Source organism: Streptosporangium sp. NPDC050148, assembly GCF_055586505.1.
Genome location: NZ_JBVJIA010000002.1, coordinates 231,880 through 252,628, shown reverse-complemented (window position 1 = coordinate 252,628; position 20,749 = coordinate 231,880). Strand labels below are relative to the sequence as shown.

The 20,749-nt window shown below is 74.2% G+C and carries 18 protein-coding genes and 1 pseudogene; 7 read left to right on the top strand and 12 right to left on the bottom strand.

Annotated features, from left to right (window positions below; translation table 11 throughout):
• The first annotated feature begins 112 nt into the window (after window positions 1-112).
• Both ACZ6RT_RS02915 and ACZ6RT_RS02910 read left to right on the top strand, forming a co-directional pair.
• Window positions 113-1,066 (top strand): pirin family protein, encoded by a 954-nt coding sequence (locus ACZ6RT_RS02915; RefSeq protein ID WP_470152048.1) that lies wholly within the window; start codon window positions 113-115, stop codon window positions 1,064-1,066.
• A gap of 228 nt (window positions 1,067-1,294) precedes the next feature.
• The gene (locus ACZ6RT_RS02910) at window positions 1,295-2,704 is read left to right on the top strand and encodes a dihydrolipoyl dehydrogenase family protein (RefSeq protein WP_399188687.1); all 1,410 of its coding nucleotides are present in this window, start codon (window positions 1,295-1,297) and stop codon (window positions 2,702-2,704) included.
• A 96-nt stretch (window positions 2,705-2,800) separates the two neighbouring features.
• On the opposite strand, the gene ACZ6RT_RS02905 is transcribed toward ACZ6RT_RS02910, so the two are convergent.
• Together ACZ6RT_RS02905 and ACZ6RT_RS02900 are read right to left on the bottom strand one after the other, a co-directional pair.
• On the bottom strand, window positions 2,801-3,982 hold the full coding sequence (locus tag ACZ6RT_RS02905) for an acyl-CoA dehydrogenase family protein (protein ID WP_470152047.1): 1,182 nt from the start codon (window positions 3,980-3,982) through the stop codon (window positions 2,801-2,803).
• A 156-nt stretch (window positions 3,983-4,138) separates the two neighbouring features.
• The gene (locus ACZ6RT_RS02900; RefSeq protein ID WP_470152046.1) at window positions 4,139-5,254 is read right to left on the bottom strand and encodes a M24 family metallopeptidase; all 1,116 of its coding nucleotides are present in this window, start codon (window positions 5,252-5,254) and stop codon (window positions 4,139-4,141) included.
• Between the two features lie 223 nt (window positions 5,255-5,477).
• On the opposite strand from ACZ6RT_RS02900, the gene ACZ6RT_RS02895 reads away from it, so the two are divergent.
• The 3 genes from ACZ6RT_RS02895 to ACZ6RT_RS02885 all read left to right on the top strand — a co-directional run bounded on the left by ACZ6RT_RS02895 (window position 5,478) and on the right by ACZ6RT_RS02885 (window position 9,189).
• On the top strand, window positions 5,478-6,698 hold the full coding sequence (locus tag ACZ6RT_RS02895) for a PP2C family protein-serine/threonine phosphatase (protein ID WP_470152045.1): 1,221 nt from the start codon (window positions 5,478-5,480) through the stop codon (window positions 6,696-6,698).
• A gap of 17 nt (window positions 6,699-6,715) precedes the next feature.
• Entirely contained in the window at window positions 6,716-7,642 is a 927-nt protein-coding gene (locus tag ACZ6RT_RS02890) for a 5'-3' exonuclease (RefSeq protein ID WP_399188679.1), read from the top strand.
• Between the two features lie 119 nt (window positions 7,643-7,761).
• Window positions 7,762-9,189 (top strand): RNB domain-containing ribonuclease, encoded by a 1,428-nt coding sequence (locus ACZ6RT_RS02885; RefSeq protein ID WP_470152044.1) that lies wholly within the window; start codon window positions 7,762-7,764, stop codon window positions 9,187-9,189.
• Window positions 9,190-9,262: 73 nt separating this feature from the next.
• Here the strand turns inward: ACZ6RT_RS02885 and ACZ6RT_RS02880 are convergent.
• Window positions 9,263-9,421, bottom strand: a pseudogene (locus ACZ6RT_RS02880) (helix-turn-helix domain-containing protein); the annotation flags it as partial.
• 146 nt (window positions 9,422-9,567) lie between these two features.
• On the opposite strand from ACZ6RT_RS02880, the gene ACZ6RT_RS02875 reads away from it, so the two are divergent.
• Window positions 9,568-10,842 carry an MFS transporter gene (locus ACZ6RT_RS02875; RefSeq protein ID WP_399188675.1) on the top strand — a complete coding sequence of 425 codons (1,275 nt, stop codon included), beginning with the start codon at window positions 9,568-9,570 and terminating at the stop codon, window positions 10,840-10,842.
• Here ACZ6RT_RS02875 and ACZ6RT_RS02870 read toward each other — a convergent pair.
• From ACZ6RT_RS02870 to ACZ6RT_RS02840, 7 genes are all read right to left on the bottom strand, one after another.
• A complete protein-coding gene (locus ACZ6RT_RS02870) occupies window positions 10,772-13,501 on the bottom strand; it encodes a DEAD/DEAH box helicase (RefSeq protein ID WP_470152043.1) in 2,730 nt (909 codons plus the stop codon). The two genes, ACZ6RT_RS02875 and ACZ6RT_RS02870, sit on opposite strands and share 71 nt — an antisense overlap.
• A 100-nt stretch (window positions 13,502-13,601) precedes the next feature.
• Window positions 13,602-14,477, bottom strand: a complete 876-nt coding sequence (locus ACZ6RT_RS02865) for a YegS/Rv2252/BmrU family lipid kinase (protein WP_470152042.1) — start codon at window positions 14,475-14,477, stop codon at window positions 13,602-13,604.
• Between the two features lie 17 nt (window positions 14,478-14,494).
• Entirely contained in the window at window positions 14,495-15,457 is a 963-nt protein-coding gene (gene tatC, locus ACZ6RT_RS02860; RefSeq protein WP_399188669.1) for a twin-arginine translocase subunit TatC, read from the bottom strand.
• 57 nt (window positions 15,458-15,514) lie between these two features.
• Window positions 15,515-15,871, bottom strand: a complete 357-nt coding sequence (tatA, locus tag ACZ6RT_RS02855; protein WP_399188667.1) for a Sec-independent protein translocase subunit TatA — start codon at window positions 15,869-15,871, stop codon at window positions 15,515-15,517.
• Between the two features lie 80 nt (window positions 15,872-15,951).
• Window positions 15,952-16,140, bottom strand: a complete 189-nt coding sequence (locus ACZ6RT_RS02850; protein WP_399188665.1) for a hypothetical protein — start codon at window positions 16,138-16,140, stop codon at window positions 15,952-15,954.
• 24 nt (window positions 16,141-16,164) lie between these two features.
• On the bottom strand, window positions 16,165-17,121 hold the full coding sequence (locus ACZ6RT_RS02845; RefSeq protein WP_399188663.1) for a helix-turn-helix transcriptional regulator: 957 nt from the start codon (window positions 17,119-17,121) through the stop codon (window positions 16,165-16,167).
• On the bottom strand, window positions 17,118-18,074 hold the full coding sequence (locus ACZ6RT_RS02840; protein WP_399188661.1) for a helix-turn-helix transcriptional regulator: 957 nt from the start codon (window positions 18,072-18,074) through the stop codon (window positions 17,118-17,120). Before ACZ6RT_RS02840 ends, ACZ6RT_RS02845 begins: the two co-directional genes overlap by 4 nt.
• Before the next feature lie 40 nt (window positions 18,075-18,114).
• On the opposite strand from ACZ6RT_RS02840, the gene ACZ6RT_RS02835 reads away from it, so the two are divergent.
• Window positions 18,115-19,296: a DUF3866 family protein gene (locus ACZ6RT_RS02835; protein WP_470152041.1), complete on the top strand. Its 1,182-nt coding sequence runs from the start codon at window positions 18,115-18,117 to the stop codon at window positions 19,294-19,296.
• Here the strand turns inward: ACZ6RT_RS02835 and ACZ6RT_RS02830 are convergent.
• Window positions 19,233-19,718: a DUF3291 domain-containing protein gene (locus ACZ6RT_RS02830; protein WP_399188659.1), complete on the bottom strand. Its 486-nt coding sequence runs from the start codon at window positions 19,716-19,718 to the stop codon at window positions 19,233-19,235. The genes ACZ6RT_RS02835 and ACZ6RT_RS02830 overlap by 64 nt on opposite strands.
• A gap of 32 nt (window positions 19,719-19,750) precedes the next feature.
• On the bottom strand, window positions 19,751-20,392 hold the full coding sequence (locus ACZ6RT_RS02825) for a helix-turn-helix transcriptional regulator (protein WP_470152040.1): 642 nt from the start codon (window positions 20,390-20,392) through the stop codon (window positions 19,751-19,753).
• Window positions 20,393-20,749 lie beyond the last annotated feature (357 nt).

Sequence of the window (20,749 nt, the reverse complement as noted above, 5' to 3'; positions counted from 1 at the left end):
GGGGTGGACGAAAGATACCGGAACCGGCCCGCGAACACGCAGGCGGTCCGTCCCCGGGAAGGTCACGGGCCCGGGCGCCCGGCGGGGGCGGATCGGGACGTAGGGTCGCCGGGTGAGCAATCTGGAGACGGATCCGCGGGAGTCGGCGTGCGGCGGCCCTGCGGACGTGGCGGCCGGGCCGGTCGAGGAGCTGCTGGACGGCCGGGACGTGGTGCTGGGCGGCCCCCGGGCGATGAGGGTCACCCGGACCCTGCCGAACCGGGACGTGCGGATGGTCGGCGCCTGGTGCTTCGTCGACCACTACGGTCCCGAGCGGGCGACGATGCGCGTCCCGGCGCACCCGCACACCGGCCTGCAGACCGTGAGCTGGCTCCTGGAGGGGGAGATCCTGCACCGCGACAGCCTCGGCAGCGAGCAGACGATCACCCCCGGGGGGCTCAACCTGATGACCGCCGGGCGCGGCATCTCCCACTCCGAGGAGTCGGTCCCCGGCGACCGGCTGCACGGGGTCCAGCTCTGGGTGGCGCTCCCCTCGCACGCCCGCGGCACCGCCCCGGCCTTCGAGCACCACGCGGACCTGCCCCGGCCGGTCTCTCCGGGCGTCACCACGACCGTGATCATGGGCGAGCTGGACGGCGTCGCGTCCCCGGCGACGGTCCACACCCCGCTGGTCGGCGCCGAGGTGGCCCTGGAGGCGGGCGCCGGGACGCGCCTGAGGCTGCGTCCCGGTTTCGAGTACGCCGTGCTGGCCCTGTCCGGCACGGTGCGGGCCGCCGGCACCGATCTCTCCCCCGGGCCGCTGCTGCACCTGGGCTGCGGCCGCGGCGGGCTGGAGCTGCGCTCCGAGGGGGGCGGGCGGCTGCTGCTGCTCGGCGGCGAGCCGTTCGAGGAGCGCATCGTCATGTGGTGGAACTTCGTCGGCCGCAGCCACGAGGAGATCGTCCGGTTCCGGCGCGAGTGGGCGGAGGGCGAGGCGTTCGGCACGGTGCCCGGCGCGGGCGCGGCCCCGCTGCCCGCTCCCGAGCTGCCGCTGACCCCGCTCAAGGCCCGCGGCCGCCGCCGCTGACCCCGCCCTCCGCCCGGGGCCCTCACCCGGGGCCGGACCCGCAGACCCGGAGCCGCTGACCGGACCCGGGAGCAGATGACCGGGAACGACCTGCCGGGCGCGCCGGGCGCGCCGGGCGCGCCGGGCCCCGCCCGCGGCCCCGCCCTGCGCCGGGATGCGAAGCTGGTACGACCCCGCGCCGCCGACGCGCCGCGGGACCGGTGACCTGGTTTCCTATGGAGGTACGTCGTGTCGGACGAGTTCGACGTGGTGGTGGTGGGCGCGGGCCCGGCGGGCGAGAACGTCGCCGACCGCGCGGTCAAGGGCGGGCTGACCGTGGCGATCGTCGAGGGCCGCCTGGCGGGCGGGGAGTGCTCGTACTGGGCGTGCGTCCCCAGCAAGGCGCTGCTGCGCCCGGTGGACCTGGTCGCCGAGGTCTCCCGGGTACCGGGCCTGACGATGGGGCCGATCGACACCGCCGCCGTGCTCGCCCGGCGCGACGAGGCCGTGTCCCACCTTGACGACGCGGGCCAGGTGGAGTGGATCAAGGGGGTGCCCGCGGAGTTCGTCCGGGGGCACGGGCGGCTGGACGGCCCGAAGCGGGTCGCGGTGACCGCGCAGGACGGCTCGGTCCGCACCCTGACCGCCCGTCACGCGGTCGTGCTGGCCACCGGGAGCGCGGCCGCCGTCCCGCCGGTCCCCGGCCTCGCCGAGGCGTCCCCGTGGACGAGCCACGAGGTGACGGTGACCGGGAGCGTCCCGGCGCGGCTGGCCGTGCTGGGCGGCGGCGTGGTGGCCTGCGAGATGGCCCAGGCCATGCACGGCCTCGGCACCTCTGAGACGACCGTGCTGGCGCGCGGCGGGCTGCTGGGCAGGATGGAACCGTTCGCCGGGGAGCTGGTCGCGGCCTCGTTCGCCGAGGCGGGCATCACGGTCCGCACCGGCGTCCGGGTGACCGGGGTGGAGCGGCCCCGGCCGGGCGGCCCGGTGACGGTCCACCTGTCCGAGGGGGCGCCGGTGGAGGCCGACGAGCTGCTGGTGGCCACCGGCAGGCGCCCGGCCACCGGTGACCTCGGCCTGGAGACGGTCGGCCTGGAGGCCGGGAGGATCGTGGAGGTCGACGACAGCATGCGCGCCACCGCCGTCGGCGACGGCTGGCTGTACGCGGTGGGCGACGTCAACGGCCGGGCCCTGCTCACCCACATGGGCAAGTACCAGGCGCGGGTGTGCGGCGACGTCATCGCCGCGCGCGCCAAGGGCGGCCCCGACGACCTCCCGGCGCTGCGCGACACCGCGGACGCGTACGGAGCCCCGCAGGTGGTCTTCACCGACCCGCAGGTGTGCGCGGTCGGCCGGACCGAGGCCGAGGCCCGCGACGCCGGGTTCGAGGTGCGCGTGGTCGAGTACGACATGGGCAAGGTGACGGGCGCCTACCTGCAGGGCGAGGGCTACCGGGGCAGGGCCAAGGCCGTCGTGGACGAGCGGCGCCGCGTGCTGCTGGGGGTGACGTTCGCCGGACCGGCCGTGGGCGAGCTGCTGCACGCCGCCACGATCGCGGTCACCGCCGAGGTGCCGCTGGAGCGGCTCTGGCACGCCGTGCCGTCCTTCCCCACGGTCAGCGAGGTCTGGCTGCGGCTGCTGGAGGGCTACGGGCTCTGAGGACCGTCCCGGGCGCGCGCGGGTACCGGCGTCACGCCCCGCCCGGCCCCGGCGGACACGGACGGGCGGGACACGGGGACGGGCGGGGCGCGGGGGTCAGCGTCCGGCGTCCGTGACCTGCCTGGCCAGGGCGCGGCCGATCACCAGGCGCTGGACCTGGTTGGTGCCCTCGACGATCTGCAGGACCTTGGCCTCCCGCATGTGGCGCTCGGCCGGGAAGTCCTCCACGTAGCCGTACCCGCCGAGGACCTGGACGGCGTCGGTGGTGACCTTCATGCACATGTCGGTGGCGAACAGCTTGGCCATCGCCGCCCGCGTGCCGTACGGCCGGCCGGCGTCGCGCAGCCGGGCGGCGTCCAGGTAGAGGGCGCGGGCCGCGGCGATCTGGGTGGCCATGTCGGCGAGCATGAAGCCGACGCCCTGGAAGTCGATGATCCGCGAGCCGAACTGGCGGCGCTCGGCCGCGTAGGCGGCGGCGACGTCGTAGGCGGCCTGGGCCACGCCCACGGCGCAGGCCGCGATGCCGAGCCTGCCGCCGTCCAGGGCGGCCATGGCGATCCGGAAGCCCTCCCCCTCGGCTCCGAGCAGCGCCTCGGCCGGCAGGCGCACCCCGTCGAAGCGGACCTGGGCGGTGGGCGAGGACCTCATGCCCATCTTCCGCTCGGGCGCGCCGAACGACAGCCCCTCGGTGCCCGCGGGCACGTGGAAGCAGGAGATGCCGCGGGCGCCGTCGGCCGAGGTGCGGGCCATCAGCGTGTAGAAGTCGGCGGCGCCGCCGTGGGTGATCCAGGCCTTGACGCCGTCGACGGTGTAGCCGTCGTGGCCGTCGTGGCCGTCGGCGCCGGGGACCGCCCTGGTGGTCAGCGCGGCGGCGTCGGAGCCCGACTGCGGCTCCGACAGGCAGTAGGCGCCCAGCCACTCCCCGCCCAGCATGTCCGGCAGCAGCGCGGCACGCTGCTCGTCGGTGCCGTAGGCGGCCACCGGGAAGCACGACAGGGTGTGCACCGACACCCCCAGGCCGACGGCCAGCCAGCCGGCCGCGAGCTCCTCGATCACCTGCAGGTAGACCTCGTACGGCTGCGCCGCCCCGCCGTGCTCCTCGGGGTAGGGCAGGCCGAGCAGGCCCGCGCGGCCGAGCGTGCCGAACACCTCCCGGGGGAAGGTGCCGGCGGCCTCGTCGGCCGCGGCCCGGGGCGCGACCTCCTTGGCGATCAGGTCGCGGACCAGGTCCAGCAGGTCATGGGCGTCGCCGGTCGGCAGGACGCGCTCAACGGTCATCTGAATCCTCCAGCGTGAGGACCCCGCCCCGTGATCCGACGGGAGGGGGTGGTTTCCGCGTGCTCCAGGTCCTGGCGCGGACGGCGGGACGGCCGGGATCACCGGCCACCCCGATTCTGGCACCCCCCTCGCGGCCGGAGGGGGCGGGCCGCCGTCTCAGACGACCACGAGCTCGCGGGTACGGTGGTTGACCCGCTCGCCGCCGTCCTCGGTGCAGACGAGGATGTCCTCGATGCGGGCGCCGTGGGCGCCGGGCAGGTAGATGCCCGGCTCGACGGAGAAGGCGAAGCCGGGCGCCAGCGGCTCGGCGTTGCCCGCGACGATGTAGGGCTCCTCGTGGGTCTCCAGGCCGATGCCGTGGCCGGTCCGGTGGATGAAGTACTCGCCGTAGCCCTCGGCGGCGATCACCTCGCGCGCGGCCGCGTCGATCGCCTCGCACGGCACGCCGGGACGCACCGCGTCGCAGGCGGCCTGCTGGGCGCGCCGGAGCACCTCGTAGTAGGCCAGGAAGCCCGCGGGGGGCTCGCCGATCGCGTAGACCCGGGTGGAGTCCGAGCAGTAGCCGCCCGGCATCTGGCCGCCGATGTCGACCACGATCGGCTCGCGCTCGGCGACCACCCGGTCCGACAGCTCGTGGTGCGGGCTGGCGCCGTTGGGCCCGGAGCCGACGATGACGAAGTCGACCGTGGAGTGCCCGGCCGCGATGATCGCCTCGGCGATGTCCCTGCCGATCTCGCGCTCGGTCCGGCCGGCCCTCAGGAAGCCGGGCACCTGCGCGTGGACGGCGTCGATCGCGGCGCCCGCCTCGCGCAGCGCGGCCACCTCGGCCGGGCTCTTGCGCATGCGCAGCCCGCGCAGCACCGTCCCGGCGAGCACCTGCTCGGCCCCGGGCATCGCCTCGCGCAGGCGCAGCGACTGCATCGCCCACATCCGGTCGGCCAGGCCGACCCTGCGGGGGCGGCCCAGCCTGGCGGCGACGGTCGCGTAGGGGTCGTCGGTCTCGTCCCAGGGGACGAACTCCAGGCCCAGGCGCGAGGCCGGGGAGCGCTCGGCCGCGGGCAGCTCCAGGCGGGGCACCATCATGAACGCCTCGCCCTCGGCCGGGAGCACCAGGCAGGTCAGCCGCTCCAGCGGCAGCGCCTCGTAGCCGGTCACGTAGCGCAGGTCGGGACCCGGGGTGAGCAGCAGCGCGTCGAGCCCGGCGGCGGCCGTGGCCTCGCGGGCGGCGGCCAGGCGGGTCACGGGATAGAGATCAGAGGACTCCGTTGTCACGCCGACCAATCTAATCCGGCCGGGACGACGGCGCATCAGGAGGGTCAGGGGGCCCGAAAGTCACGGAAAGGAAGGCGAGGGAGCGATCCCACCACTACAATCTGTTGAAGTACGATCACATTTCGTTGACACGATATCCGTAAAGCCACGCATTCCGAGAGCGAGCTACATGGTCGGCGTAGTGGGCGGCCACCAGCCACCCCTCCACCCACGAAACGACCAGGTGACCCTTCCGGCCCCGACCGCCGTCGCCGAGAAGACGCGGTGGCGGCACGACGCGCCGGACGGGCACATGGCCGTGGAGCGACACCTCCTCACCGCACGCCTGGCGCACGCGGAACGGCTGGGCGACATGGGCTGGGCCGAGTGGGATCTCCGGACCGGGGAGTCCACCTGGTCCGACGGGGTGTACGCCATGTTCGGCCGCGATCCCGGCGACGGCCCGATCCCGCTGTGCGACCTCACCGGTCACGCCGAGGCGGTCGACCGGCCCGGGGTGGACCGGCTGCTCAGGTGCGTCATGCGGCGGGCCGTGCCCGGGGAGGCCGAGTTCCGCGTCCGCCGTCACGGCGAGCTCCGCCACCTGCGGGTCGTGCTGGACCCGGTCGTGAGCGGCGAGCGCGCCGCCGTGTACGGCGTCGTGCAGGACGTCACCGTCCGCCGCCGCGCCGAGCGCATCATGTCGGACTCGCGGGACATGCTGCTGCGGGTGCGCGAACAGGCCGCCGAGGAGCACCACATGAGCGTGGCACTGCGCGAGGCGATCATGCCGGGCCTGGACGGCACGATCGACCTGCCGTACGCGCGCGTCACCGTGCGCTACGCGGCGGCGGGCGTCGGGAGCGGCCTCGGCGGCGACTGGTACGACGCCGTCCGCCTGTCCGACGGCGGGGTGCAGCTCGCCATCGGCGACGTGGCCGGGCACGGGATGCCCGCGCTGGCGCAGATGGCCCAGCTCCGGCACGCCCTGGCCGGCCTGGCGATGACCGGCCACTCCCCCGACCGGCTGCTGACCTGGCTCAACGACCTGGTGCTGCGGCGGATGCCGGAGACCACGGCGACCGCGGTCGTGGGCCGTCTCGACCCGGTCACCGGGACGTTCACCTGGGCGCAGGCCGGCCATCCCGCCCCGATCCTGGTCCGCGACGGGACGGCCGCCCAGCTGGAGCCGCCCGCCGGGGTGCTGCTGGGCGCCACCTCGGACGAGCCGTACGGCCTGGCCTCGTTCCGGTCGCATCCGGGCGACCTGCTGCTCCTGTTCACCGACGGGCTGGTGGAGCGGCGCACCCGCGACATCGACGAGGGCGTGGCGCTGACGATGGCCGCGGCGGCGACCCTGCCGGTCGGGGACCTGGAGGACGGGCTCGACCGGCTCATCGAGGTGGTCGGCGGCCCCGACCCCGAGGACGACACCTGCGTGCTGGCCGTCGGCGTCCTCGGTTGATTGGTTAAATGATCGGCATGCCCGGTCTGATGCTCCTCGACACCCCGTCGCTGTACTACCGCGCCTTCTACGGAATCCCCGAGTCGATGACCGCCCCCGACGGCATGCCCGTCAACGCGGTGCGCGGCGTCATCGACATGATCGCCATGCTGATCCGGCGCTACTCCCCCGAGGAGATGGTCGCCTGCATGGACGCCGACTGGCGCCCGGCCTTCCGGGTGGCGGCGATCCCGACGTACAAGACCCACCGGGTCGCGGGCGACGGCGCCGAGGAGACCCCCGACACGCTCGCCCCGCAGGTGCCGGTGCTGGAGCGGGTGCTCGACGCGGTCGGCATCGCCCGCGTCGGCGTGCCCGGCTACGAGGCCGACGACGTGATGGGGACGCTCACCGCGCGGGCGAGCGGCCAGGTGGACGTGGTCACCGGCGACCGTGACCTGTTCCAGCTGGTCGACGACAGCCGGCCGGTCCGCGTCCTCTACACCGCCAGGGGGGTCAAGAACCTCCAGCTCGTCGACGAGGCGGCGGTGACCGAGAAGTACGGCGTCCCGGGCCGCGCCTACGCCGACTTCGCCACCCTGCGCGGCGACCCCAGCGACGGCCTGCCGGGCGTGCCCGGGGTGGGCGACAAGACCGCGGCGGCGTTGATCACCGCCTTCGGCTCGCTGGAGGCGCTGCTGCGGGCCGTCGACGAGGACGGCTCCGGTCAGGGCGGCCCGGAGCGTCCAGGGGCCGTCCTGACCGCGGGGCAGCGCGCCAGGCTCTCGGCGGCGCGCGAGTACCTGCGGGTCGCGCCGGGGGTGGTCCGGGTCGCCCGTGACGCCCCCGTGCCCGAGACCGGTTTCGCGCTCCCGGCCGCGCCCCGCGACGCCGAGGCCCTGGCCGGGCTGAGCGAACGCTACGGCCTGGGCAGCCCCGTGGAGCGGCTGATCTCCGCGCTCTGACCGCCCTCCGACCGACCCGGTCGTGACGGCCCGCTCCCGGGCCCCTGAATCCTCGGGGTCCGGGTCCCCGGGGACCCGGCCGTGGAGCCGGTCCCCCGGGAGCCGGTAGGTTGCTGCCTGTGCCTCACAAGAGCATCCGGGTGCCCGGAGAGTCCCATCCGCGGCTCGACGATGGTTTCGAGCGGATCCGTCGTGAGATGAAGCTGCCCGAGGAGTTCCCCCAGGCGGTGGTCGACGAGGCCGAGTGGGTCGCCGAGTCGCCCGCCCTGCCCCGGCTGGACCGTACCGACCTGCCGATGATCACCATCGACCCGCCGGGGGCGATGGACCTCGACCAGGCCCTGCACCTGGAGGAGCGGCCCGGCGGCTACCGCGTCTGGTACGCCATCGCCGACGTCGGGGCGTTCGTCAGGCCCGGCGGCGCGATCGACGCCGAGGCCCGCCTGCGCGGCGAGACCGTCTACATGCCCGACGGCCGGGTGCCGCTGCACCCGCCCGTGCTGTCGGAGGGCGCGGCCAGCCTGCTGCCCGGGGTGGACCGTCCGGCCGCGCTGTGGTGCGTGGACCTGGACGCCGAGGGACGGATCGTGGGCGCGGACGTGACCAGGGCCCTGGTGCGCAGCCGCGAGCGGCTCGACTACGACTACGCGCAGGCGGCGATCGACACCGGCACCGCCGACGGCACGCTGCGGCTGCTGGCCGAGATCGGCCGGCTCAGGCTCGACCTGGAGCGGGCCAGGGGCGGCGTCACGCTGCCCACCCCCGACCAGGAGGTCGTCCCGGACGGGGACGGCTACCGGGTGGAGCTGCGCGCGCCGCTGGACGCCGAGGCGTGGAACGCGCAGATCTCGCTGCTGACCGGCATGGCCGCCGCCTCGATGATGCTGGACGCCGAGATCGGCCTGCTGCGGGTGCTGCCGCCCGCCCCGGCCGAGCGGGTGGCCCAGGTCCGGCGGATGGCCGCGGCGCTCGGCGTGTCCTGGCCCGAGGGCGCCGGGTACGGCGACGTCGTGCACGCCCTCGACCCGAAGGTCCCCGAGCAGGCCGCGTTCCTGCAGGAGTCGACGGTGCTGCTGCGCGGCGCCGGGTACGTGGCCTTCAACGGGGAGCCGCCCGCGCAGGCCGAGCACGCCGCGGTGGCCGCGCCGTACGCGCACGTGACCGCGCCGCTGCGGCGTCTCATCGACCGCTACGCCACCGAGATCTGCCTGGCCGTCGCGGCGGGCGAGCCGGTGCCGCAGGAGGTCCAGCAGGTCATGGACGAGCTGCCGGAGATCATGCACGCCACCGGGCGGCGGGCCGGGAGCGTCGAGCGGGCGTGCGTGGACCTGGTGGAGGCGTTCGTGCTCCGCGACCGGGTGGGCCAGACGTTCGAGGCCGTGGTGATCGACGTGGCCGAGGACCGGCCCGGAGGTCAGGTGCAGGTCACCGACCCGCCGGTGGTGGCGCGCTGCGACGGCGAGAACCTTCCGCTGGGCGAGAGCGTCCGGGTGCGGCTGACCCGCGCCGACCCGGCCACCCGCGAGGTCCGCTTCGCGCTGCTCTAGGGCCTTTCCCGAGCGCCCGCTCCTCGGCCCGCAGCAGCTCGCGGGCGTGGGGCAGGAACGCCTGCCCGTCGATGGTGAGGCGTGCCCCGCGCGTGGTGCGCGTGAACAGCCGCACCCCGAGGTTCCTCTCCGGCGAGGCGATGCGCTCGGAGACGGCCTGCTGGGTGATCGACAGCTCGTCGGCCGCGTCCTGGAACCGTCCCGCGTCCACGGAGGCCACGAAGGTGCGCACGGCGTCGAGATCCACGTCGCGAGGGTAGCGACACAACGAGAGGTTGTGCCGACGGGGCGGACGGTTGTTTGATCTCCGCCTTCCCCGGCCGCTTGGATGCCAGTGGTCACCACATGGTTGTACGGGCCGGCGGGAGGCGGGGCGGGATGAGGGACGGGCGGGCGCTCGGGCGGCGGTTCGGATGGTTGTGGGCGTCGTACGCGGTCAGCTCGTACGGCACGAGCCTGGCCTTCGGGGCGTTCCCCCTGGTCGCGGTCCTGGTGCTGCACGCCGGGCCGGCCCAGGTGTCGGCGCTGTCCGCCGTGGGGCTCACGGTGGGGGCCGTGGTCGCGGTGCCGCTCGGGCCGTGGGTGGAGTTCCGCCGCAAGCGGCCGGTGATGATCGCGATGGCTCTGGTCCGGTTCGCGGCGCTGGTGAGCGTCCCGGTGGCGTACGCGCTCGGCCTGCTCGGCTTCGCCCAGCTCCTCGTGGTCTCCGTCGTCGTCGCCGCGGCCAGGATCACCTTCAACGCGGCGAGCGGTGCGTACCTGAAGGAGCTCGTGCCGCCACAGGACCTGCTCGTCGCCAACAGCCGGTTCGAGTCCACGACCTGGACCGCGATCATGGTCGGGCCGCCGCTCGGCGGGGCGGCGATCGGGGTGCTCGGCCCGGTGGTGACGGTGGCGGCCGACGCGGCCGGCCACCTGCTGTCGGCACTGGGCATCCGCGCGATCGGCGGGGACGAGCCGCGCCCCGCGCGGCCGGGCGCATCGGGTTCGCGCACCGGCGACCTGCTCGGGGGATGGCGCGCCATCCTGTCCCACCGGACGCTGCGCCGGCTGTTCCTCAACACGGTCCTGGTCAACGGCCTGATCATGGCGACCGAGCCGCTGCTCGCCGTGCTCCTGCTCGGCCACCTGGGGTTCGCCCCCTGGCAGTACGGCCTCATGTTCGCGGTGCCGTGCGTCGGCGGCCTCGTCGGGGCGCGGCTGGCGCGCCGGCTCGTGGCGCGGTTCGGGCGGCACGGGGTGATGCTGACCGCCGGGGCGCTGCGCGCGTGCTGGCCCGTCGGGCTGGCGCTCGTCCAGCCAGGCGTCCCCGGGATCGTGCTGGTCATCGTCGTCCAGCTCGGCCTGGTGACCTGCTGCGGCGTGTTCAACCCGGTGCTGGCCACCTACCGGCTCGACCACACCGCCCCCGACCGGGTCGCCCGCACGCTGTCGGCGTGGTCGGTCGGCGGCACCCTCGGCATCGCGGCCCTGACCGCCGCGTGGGGGCTGCTGGCCGCCGCCGTCGGCCCCCGCGCGGCGATCGTGGCCGCCGGCGTCCTGCTCCTGGCCACCCCGCTGCTGCTGCCCCGCCGCGAGGACCTCAGGACAGGGACGAGTACGCCACCACGCCCCGGCGCAGGGCGTCCATCGCCTTCCCCGCGGTCTGCTTGACCTTGCTCCCGGCCGGGGCCGCGTCCGAGATCTGGCCGAGCAGGTCGAGCAGCTGCTTGGTCCAGCGCACGAAGTCACCGGCGGCCAGTTCGCCGCCGGCGACGCCGTCGCGCAGGACCGCGTCCAGGGTGTGGCCCTTGGCCCAGCGGAACGCCGACCAGGCGAACCCGAAGTCGGGCTCCCTGATGAACGACAGGCCGTGGTCGCTCTCGATGGCCTCCAGCTCGCCCCAGAGGCGGACCATGTCGGCCAGCGTCCTCTGCGCGGCGCCCGCGGGGATCCTGGGCTGGCGGGCGTCGTCGGCCTGGCGCGACTCGAACACCAGCGACGACACGCATGCGGCCAGCTCGGCCGGGTCCAGGTCGTCCCAGAGCCCCGAGCGCAGGCACTCGGCGGTCAGCAGGTCCAGCTCGGTGTAGAGCTGGGCCAGCCTGCGGCCCTCGGCGGTGACGCTCTCCCCGTCGAGGTAGCCGAGCTGGTCGAGCACCCCGCAGACCTTGTCGAAGGTACGGGCGATGACGTGGGAGCGGCCCTCGACCCTGCGGCGCAGGCCCTCGGTCTCGCGGAGCAGCTTGTGGTAGCGCTCGGCCCAGCGGGCGTGGTCCTCGCGCTCGTCGCACCCGTGGCAGGGATGCCGGCGGATCTCCTGGCGCAGCCGGATGATCTCGTCGTCCTCGGCGGCGTGGTCGCGTGCCCGCACCGGCTTGCCGAAGTCCCGGTCCCCGATCTTGGCGTGCACCGAGGAGACCAGGTTGGCCCGCTCCTTGGGGGAACGGGCGTTGAAGTTCTTGGGGATGCGCAGGTGCTCGACCGGCTCGACCGGGACGGGGAAGTCGGCCGGGGAGAGCTTCTTGACCTGCTTGCCGATGGTCAGCACCAGCGGGGAGGGCCCCTCGCCCCGGGAGTTGAGGCCGGGGTCCAGCACGACGGCCAGCCCGGCGCGGCGCCCGCCCGGGACGCGGATGATGTCGCCCGGCTTGAGCGCCTCCAGGGAGCGCAGCGCCTGGGTGCGCCGGGCCGCGCCCCGCCGGCGCGACAGCTCGGCCTCCCGGTCCGACAGGGCCCTGCGCATGGCGGCGTACTCCTCGAAGTCGCCCAGGTGGCAGGTCATCGCCTGGCGGTAGCCCTCCAGCGCCTCCTCGGCGCGGCGCACCTGCTTGGCGATGCCCACCACGGCCCGGTCGGCCTGGAACTGGGCGAACGAGGACTCCAGCAGCGTCCTGGCGCGTTCCCGGCCCACCTGCCCGACCAGGTTGACCGCCATGTTGTACGAGGGGCGGAAGCTGGAGCGCAGCGGGTAGGTGCGGGTGCTGGCCAGACCGGCCACCTGGACCGGGTCGGTGCCGGGCTGCCAGTGGACGACCGCGTGGCCCTCCACGTCGATGCCGCGCCGCCCGGCCCGCCCGGTGAGCTGGGTGTACTCGCCGGGGGTGAGGTCGGCGTGGGTCTCGCCGTTCCACTTGTCGAGCTTCTCGATCACCACGGACCGGGCCGGCATGTTGATGCCGAGCGCGAGGGTCTCGGTGGCGAACACGGCCTTGACCAGACCGCGGGTGAACAGTTCCTCGACGACCTCCTTGAAGGCCGGGAGCATGCCCGCGTGGTGGGCGGCCAGCCCGCGCTCCAGGGCGTCGCGCCACTCCAGGTAGCCGAGCACGCCCAGGTCCTCGTCGGGCAGGTGCGCGGTGCGCTCGTCGACGATCTGCCGGATCTCGTGGCGTTCGGCCTCGGTGGTGAGCCGGATGCCGTCGTGCAGGCACTGCATGACGGCGGCGTCGCAGCCGGCCCGGGAGAAGATGAACGTGATCGCGGGCAGCAGGGCGTCGGCGTCCAGGCGCTCGATGGCCGCCGCCCGGTCGGGCGGGCCGCTCCTGCGGGGGCGCGAGTAGCCGCGGCGTCCCCTGCCGAACGCCTGGCGCTCCTCGTCCCTGGCGATGCGCAGCAGGTTGGGGTTGATCTGGGGGCGGCGGTCGTCCTCGCCGGTGACGAACAGGTCGTAGATGCGGTTGCCGACGAGCATGTGCTGCCAGAGCGGGACCGGCCGGTGCTCGTCGACGATCACGCTGGTGTCGCCGCGGACCTCGCCCATCCACTCGCCGAACTCCTCGGCGTTGCTGACCGTGGCCGAGAGCGCGACCAGCCGCACCGACTCGGGCAGGTGGATGATCACTTCCTCCCAGACCGCGCCGCGGAACCGGTCGGCGAGGTAGTGCACCTCGTCCATCACGACGAACCCGAGCCCGGTCAGGGTGCCGGACCCGGCGTAGAGCATGTTGCGCAGCACCTCGGTCGTCATGATGACGATCGGCGCGTCGCCGTTGACGCTGTTGTCGCCGGTCAGCAGGCCCACCTTGGCCGCGCCGTACCGGCGGACCAGGTCGTTGTACTTCTGGTTGGAGAGCGCCTTGATGGGGGTGGTGTAGAAGCACTTGCGGCCCTCGGCCAGGGCCAGGTGCACCGCGAACTCGCCCACCACGGTCTTGCCGGAGCCGGTGGGCGCCGCCACCAGGACCCCGTCACCGGCCTCCAGGGCCCGGCAGGCGTCGAGCTGGAAATCGTCCAGCTCGAAGTCGTACAGTCCGCGGAACGAGGTCAGCGCGGGCCCGCTCTCGGCCTGGCTCTGACGGAAGGCAGCGTATCGTTCCGCTGGGGTCGTCATACCCTCAGCCTACCGATATCGGGATTCCGGTCCGTCCTCCGTCGGGCTCGCGGCCCGGCCCCGCGGGGCGTCCGGGCCCCCGGGGGGCGGGGGCGGGTCCCTAGAGGAGGACCTGCAGCGCGCCGGGGACGATCTCGCAGGTGAGGGGGGTCGGCCCGATCCGCTCGCCGTCGGCGTAGGCGATCACCCCGGGGGCCTCCAGGGTGACCGTACGGGCGCGGTACATGGTGACGGCCGGGTGGGCGGCGTGCGATCCCCGGTAGACGCGGGGGAAGGTGCGCAGGAACTCCCCCTTGGGGATGGCGCCGAGGACGGTCACGTCCAGCAGGCCGTCGTCGGGCACGGCGCCGGGGCAGACCCGCATGCCGGCGCCGTAGGAGCGGGTGTTGCCGACCGCGACCAGCATGGCCTCGCGCTCGACGATCTCCCCGTCCAGGCCGATCCGGAACGGGATGGGCCGGAAGGAGCGCAGCTCCTCGGCGAGCGCGACCAGGTACCTGGCCATGCCGGGCGGCCAGGTCATCGTGTTGGCCCGCTCGTTGACGCGGGAGTCGAAGCCACAGGCCAGCACCCCGGCGAACCACTCGTCGGGGCCCACGCGGGCGGCGTCGACGGCGCGGGCCCGGCCGCGCAGCACGACGTCGGCCGCGGCCAGCGGGGCCTTCAGCGGGACGCCGAGCGCCGCGGCGATGTCGTTGCCGGTGCCCACCGGGATGACGCCCAGCGGCACGCCGCTGCCCGCGACGGCCTGGACGGCCAGGTGGACCAGGCCGTCGCCGCCGAAGGCCACCAGCGCCTCGGGCTGCTCGGCGACGGCCGTGCAGGCGCGTTCCAGCGCGTCGGAGGCGGAGTCCCCGAGGATCACCGACACCTCGCGCCCGCCCTGCCGCAGCCGGTCGAGCACCGGGGAGAGCAGGCCCCGCGAGCGGCCGCCCCGGGCGGCGGGGTTGACCAGGACTGCGATCTCTGCGGGCACGGACCGGAATCTATCCGCTAGGGGGTGCGGTCGGCATCGGCCGTTCTCGAATCGATAGGAGCGGGCGCGGGGACGGGCTGCACCTCGTCCAGCGGCGAGGGGTCGTCCAGGGCGGTGCCCGAGGAGGGGTCGCCGAGGGGGGAGGCCTCGTCGTCGGAGAGGTGGGAGAAGTCCTCGTCCTTGGGCCGGCGCCTCTCCCTCAGGTACATGAAGCCCTCGGCCAGGGCGAACAGCAGCACCATGGGCAGGGCCAGCGCGATCATCGTGAACGGGTCGCCGCCGGGGGTGGCCACGGCGCCGAAGACGAACATGACGAAGATGACCATGCGCCGGTGCTTGGCCACCAGCGCGTGCGGCAGCACCCCGATGAGGTTGAGGAAGACCATCAGCAGCGGCAGCTCGAAGGAGATGCCGAAGACGATGAGCATGATCAGGGCGTAGCCGAGGTACTCGTCGATCGTGATGCCGGTGAGCGTCCCTGGCGGGGCGAACCCGAGCAGGATCGACAGCCCGGTGTCCATCACGAAGTAGGCCAGCGCCGCGCCCGCCAGGAAGAGCGGGACGGCCAGCAGCATGAACAGGATCGAGTAGCGCTTCTCGTTGCGGTACAGGCCAGGGGTGACGAAACCCCAGATCTGCCACAGCCAGACCGGCGAGGAGACGACCAGGCCGAACATCGCCGCGACCTTGAGGTTCACGAAGAAGGAGTCGAAGACGCCGAGGATCAGCATCGTGCACTGCCCGGGCCGCAGTTCCTGGGCCTGCGGCAGCCCGCAGTACGGGGCCGAGACGAACTTCCAGATCGGGTCGAAGAAGATGAACCCGACCACGATGCCCGCGACGAGCCCGAGCAGGGCGATGACCAGCCGGTTGCGCAGCTCGCGCAGGTGCTCCATGAGCGGCATCCGGCCGTCGCCGGACTCCTCAGCGGGCGGGGACGCCCCGTTCCGGCCCGGCTTGGGCCACTTCAGCAGCGCCATTCGCGAATCCTGGGGTGACGAGTCGGTTGATCGGGGAGATCCTCAGGCTACCGCCGATCACTGCGCCTTGGGCGCGGCGGACCGGGCGCGCAGCCTGGCCGCCTCCTCCTCCAGGCGGCGGGCCTCCTCCTCGGCGCCCGGCACGGAGACCGGCTGGGGGGCCGGGACCGGCTGGGGCGTGGGGACCGAGGCGGCCGGGGGGATCGGCTGGGGGGCCGGGACGACGGGCTGGGCCTGGACGACCGTGGTCGTGTTCTCGGCCTCGTCCTCGTCGCGGAGCTTGGCGGTCTCCGACTTGAAGATGCGCAGCGACCGGCCGAGCCCGCGGGCGGCCTCCGGCAGCTTCTTGGCACCGAAGAGCAGCACCAGGATCAGGCCGATGATGATCAGCTCAGTGGGTCCGAGGTTGGGCATTGCAACATCCTTACGCCGAGCGACGTGCGGTCTCTGCCCCGATCGTACGCTCCCCGGCGCGCGGTCTCACCCCCGCCGGCTCATCCGCGGGGCGGGCGGATCTCCCCGGTGCGGTCACCGGACAGGATCCTGACCGGTTCCAGCCTGCCCCGGGTCCGGTCGACCTCCCGTCTCAGCGCGGCGCCCGCACGCAGCACGCGCAGGGCGAGCACGCCGAGCACCGCCGACCCGGCGAGCCCCACGAGAACGGAGACGATGATCCAGCTCATGACAGGAGATCCCGGCGCCGCATGTCAGGAGACCGACTCATAACGATTCAGCGCGGCCCTGGCGGCGGCGCGCACGCTCTCGTCCAGGGAGGCGGGTGAGACCACCCTCCCGCTGTCGCCCAGGCGCAGCGCGAGGCGTACCAGCCAGCCGTGGTCCCTGGCGCGCAGGGTCACCCGGACGCGGCCCTCGCCGAGCTCCTCGACGCTCTCGCAGGGGTAGTACTCGGCCACCCAGCGGCCGACGGCGGTCAGCTCCAGCTCCACCAGCTCGTCGGTCGGCGAGGGCCGGAACACCCCCGGCGTCACCTCGTCGGGCACGACCCCCTCGGGGGGGTCGGCGGGCACGTCGAGGAGGTCGACCGAGAGCATCCGGTCCAGCCGGAACAGCCGGACCGCCTCGACCCGGTAGCACCAGCCCGACAGGTAGGTCCGCCCGTCGACCACGACCAGGCGCATCGGGTCGACGTCGCGCGGGGTGATCTCGTCGCGTCCGGGCACGTAGTAGCGCAGCGACAGGCGCCTGCCGCGGCGCAGCGCCTCGTTGACGACGGGCAGCGCGTCCGGGGCGGCGTCCACCTCCACCGCGACCTGGCTGCTGACCGCGGCCGCGCCCTCGCCCGAGGCCTGCTCGAACTTGGCGATGACCCGGGCCAGCGCGTCCCGCTGCCCGAACTCCGGCATCTCGGCGAGCAGCCGCAGCGCCACCAGCAGGGCGCTGGCCTCGTCCACGCCCAGCCGGAGCGGCCGGGCGATGGTCTCGGCGTTGTCGATGACGATCTCCCCGCCGTCCCACGACACGTCGATCAGGTCGCCGGGGGTGTGGCCGGGCAGCCCGCACATCCAGACCAGCTGCAGGTCGTCGATGAGCTGCTTCTCGGTCAGCCCGAAGATCTTCGCCACCTCGGGCACCTGGGCCCCGGGGTGCGACATCAGGTAGGGCACCAGGGCCAGCAGCCTGGGCAGGCGGTCGGCGGTGCTCACGCGAGTGCTCCCTTCAGGCGGCAGATCACCGCGTCGCGGGCGTCCGGCGGGCCGAGCACCTCGGCGTCGTCGGCGAAGCCCACGATCCAGCCGGCCAGCCGCTCGGGGTCGGTGAAGTCGACCTCCAGCTCGTCCCACTCGTCGCCGGCGGGCCGCACGCTCTTGGCCACCTGGCGCAGCCCCTGGCAGGTGTCGCGCCTGACCCGGACGACGGCGGTGCGCTCCTGCACGGCGGCGTCGCGGTAGCCGACCATGGACGTGATGTCGACGCCCTCGGGCACCGTCACGGCGCCGGGGCGACCGACGGGGGTGACCGTGCCGCTGATCCTGCTGAGCCGGAAGACGCGGGGCGCGTCGCGGTCGCGGTCGTGGCCGACCATGTACCAGCGGCCCCGGCGGCTGACCACGCCCCACGGCTCGACCGTGCGGGTCAGCACGTTCTGGCTGGCCGCCGCCCGGTAGGCGAAGCGGACCACGCGCCGGTCGCGTACGGCCTCCCACAGGGCCGGGAAGGACGGGTCCCGGGTGTCGACGCGCAGCTCCAGCGCCCCGCCCAGCACGCCGTGGGCCTCGTCGGTCTGCACACCCCCGGCGCGCAGCTTCAGCAGCGCCCCGCCGGCCGCCTCGGCCAGGCTGGCGCGCTGCCAGACCTGGGCCGCCAGGCCGACCACGGCCGCCTCGTCCGGCTCCAGGGTGATCTCGGGCAGCTCGTAGGCCTGCCGGACGATCCGGTAGCCCGGATCCTCCTCCCAGGGGTCCTTGTGGACCTCGATGGGGATGCCGATCTCGCGCAGCTCGTTCTTGTCCCGCTCGAACATCCGCTGGAAGGCCTCGTCGTTGTCGGCGTCGTAGCCCGGCACCGCCTGGCGGATGTGCTCGGCGCTGAGCGGCCGCCGCGTGGCCAGCAGGCAGATCACGAGATTGAGCAGCCGCTCGGTCTTCCGGCGCGACATCCGGCCTCCTTCCTGTTCGGGGTGACGCTACCCTTCCCCCGTGATCAGATGGCGCAGGGGCGAGGTCGTGCGGGTCCGGCGCGAGTGGCCGGGGGCGATGGAACTCGACGTGACCACCGAGGACGGCCAGGCGCGCGCTCTCGCCTATCCGGCCCTGGTGGGACGTCCGGAACCCGGTGACGCGGTGCTGCTCAACACGACCGCGCTCGCCATGGGGCTCGGTACGGGAGGCTACGCCATGGTGGTGGCGGTTCCCGACCGTTTGCCACAAGATCCGCGCGGTCCCGGACACCTGGTAAAGGCACGTTACACCCCGTTGCAGGCCACCGTGCTCGGCGCCGACGAGCAGGACTCGCCGTTTCACGACGTGTTGCGCGAGGCCGACTCCGTGGACGGCATGCCGGTGATCGTCGCCGACCTGCACTCGGCCCTGCCGGCGATCCTCTGCGGCCTGTACGGCACCACTCCTCCGGGCGCGCCGGACCGGCCGGCCGAGGCCGGGGACGGCGGAGAGGGCGGAGAGGGCGGAGAGGGCGGAGAAGAAGGGGAGGTCGGGCGGCGGCCGTCCCACCGGCCGCCCAGGGTGGCCTACGTGATGCTGGACGGGGGCGCGCTGCCCGCCTGGTTCTCCATGTCGTCCGCGCGGCTGCGGCAGACGGGCTGGCTGTGCGGGGTGGTGACGGCGGGCCAGTCCTTCGGCGGCGACGTGGAGGCGGTGACGCCGCACACCGGCCTGCTGGCGGCCCGGCACGTGCTGGGGGCCGAGGTCGCGATCGTCACCCAGGGGCCGGGCAACCTGGGCGGCGGCACCCGCTGGGGCTTCTCGGGCGTCTCGGCCGGTGAGGCGGTCAACGCCGCCGCCGTGCTGGGCGGCCGGCCGGTGGCGGCGCTGCGGGTCAGCGAGGGCGACCTGCGCGAGCGCCACATCGGGGTCTCGCACCACTCGCTGACCGCCTACGGCCGGGTGGCGCTGGCACCGGCCAAGGTGGCCGTCCCGGTGCTGCCGGGCGACTTCGGCAGGCGGGTGGCCGAGCAGTCACGCCCGCTCGGCGCCCGGCACGAGCTGGTGGAGGTGCCGGTGGACGGGCTGGCGGAGGCGCTGCGCGGCTCCCCGGTCCGGCTGTCGACGATGGGCCGTGGCCTGGACGAGGACCTGGCCTACTTCCTGGCCTCGGCCGCGGCCGGGAGGCTGGCCGCCTCGCTGCTGTCCTCGGGGTCGTAGAAGTTCTTGAACGTGAAGGCCGAGGGCGTGGGGCCCTCGGCCTTCAGGAGCGCCAGGCGCTCCATGCCCTCGTCCAGGGTCGGCTCGTATCCGGCCGGGACCCACCACATCACCGAGTACGGCTGGGCCATGTGCAGGAACCACTCCCTGCGCCGCTGCAGGAACTCCAGGTGGACGGTGCGGTAGATGTAGTTCCAGAGCGTGTCGCGCGACTCCCAGACCGAGAAGTTGATCAGCAGGTGGTCGCCGTAGAGGTGCTCGACCGTGTCCTCGGGGCCTTCGCCGCCCTTGAGCCGCCAGACGAAGCCGGGCGAGGCCTCGGCCAGCCGGTTGAGCGGGTCGAGGCCCGCCATGAAGGAGGCCAGTTCCGGGGAGTCCTTGGGCGCGCGCATGTGGGCGACGTTGAGCTGTGCAAGGTGCATGGACACAGCACACCACCCGCCATCCCTCTATGTCAATCTTCATTATTTTTAGAAAAGGCGACGCAGCACTCCCCCGGGCGCGGGTCCAGCCGGGCCGAGGAGACGTCCCGGCCGAGCGACTCCAGCAGGCCCCGGCAGAGCTCCAGGTTGACCGAGCAGACCAGCAGCGGGTGCTCCTCGGCGAGCAGGTGGAACGGGCAGTTGCGCAGCCGGACCTGCCCGTCCTCCTCGTAGGGCTGGTAACCGCGCCGGCGCAGCACCCCGGGCAGGTCCTCCCCCTCCAGGGCGAGCCCGGCCCCGGCCCGCCGGGCGGCGCGTTCGGCCCGCTCGTCCTCGCCGAGCTCCTCGATCGCCTCGGCCAGCACCAGGGCGAGCGCGCGGTAGTCCCGGGCCGGCACGCTGACCTGCCACTCCCCCGGCGCCCTGCGGTAGACCTTCGCGGGCCGGCCGCTGCCAGGACCGGTCCGCTCGGTCAGCCGCCGGAACCCCGCCTCCAGCAGGCCCGCCTCGACGAGCCTGTCGAGGTGGAACGCGGCCAGGGTCCGCTGCACCCCCACCGCCTCGGCCGCCTCGTTCCGTCCCACGTCCCGGCCCATGGAGGCCACGTAGTCGTAGACGGCCCGGCGCACCGGGTCGTGGAGTACCGCCACCGTGTCGAGGTCGTCGCCGCTCACAGCCGGATTCTAGGCCCGCGGGGCCGGACGGCGGCCGGGACGTCCGCGTCCGTCCGCGTCCGTCCGCGTTGGTTCGCGTTGGTTCGCGTCGGTTCGCGCTTCCGCGCGAGGGCGTGCCCGGGAGACGGGGAGACCGGCGGGCGGGAGGTACCGCGGCGCGAGACCGCGCGGGGACCGCGCGGGACGGCGGGCCCGGGGTGACGACGCTGAGTGACGACGCGGGGCGAAAGGCGCTGGGTGACGGCGCTGAGTGAAAGGCGCGGGGTGAAAGGCGCGGCAACGGCCGCGTGACCGGGCCCGATCGGGACCCGGTCACGGTGGACACGTCGCGGAGGGATCCGGCGGGATACGCCGGAG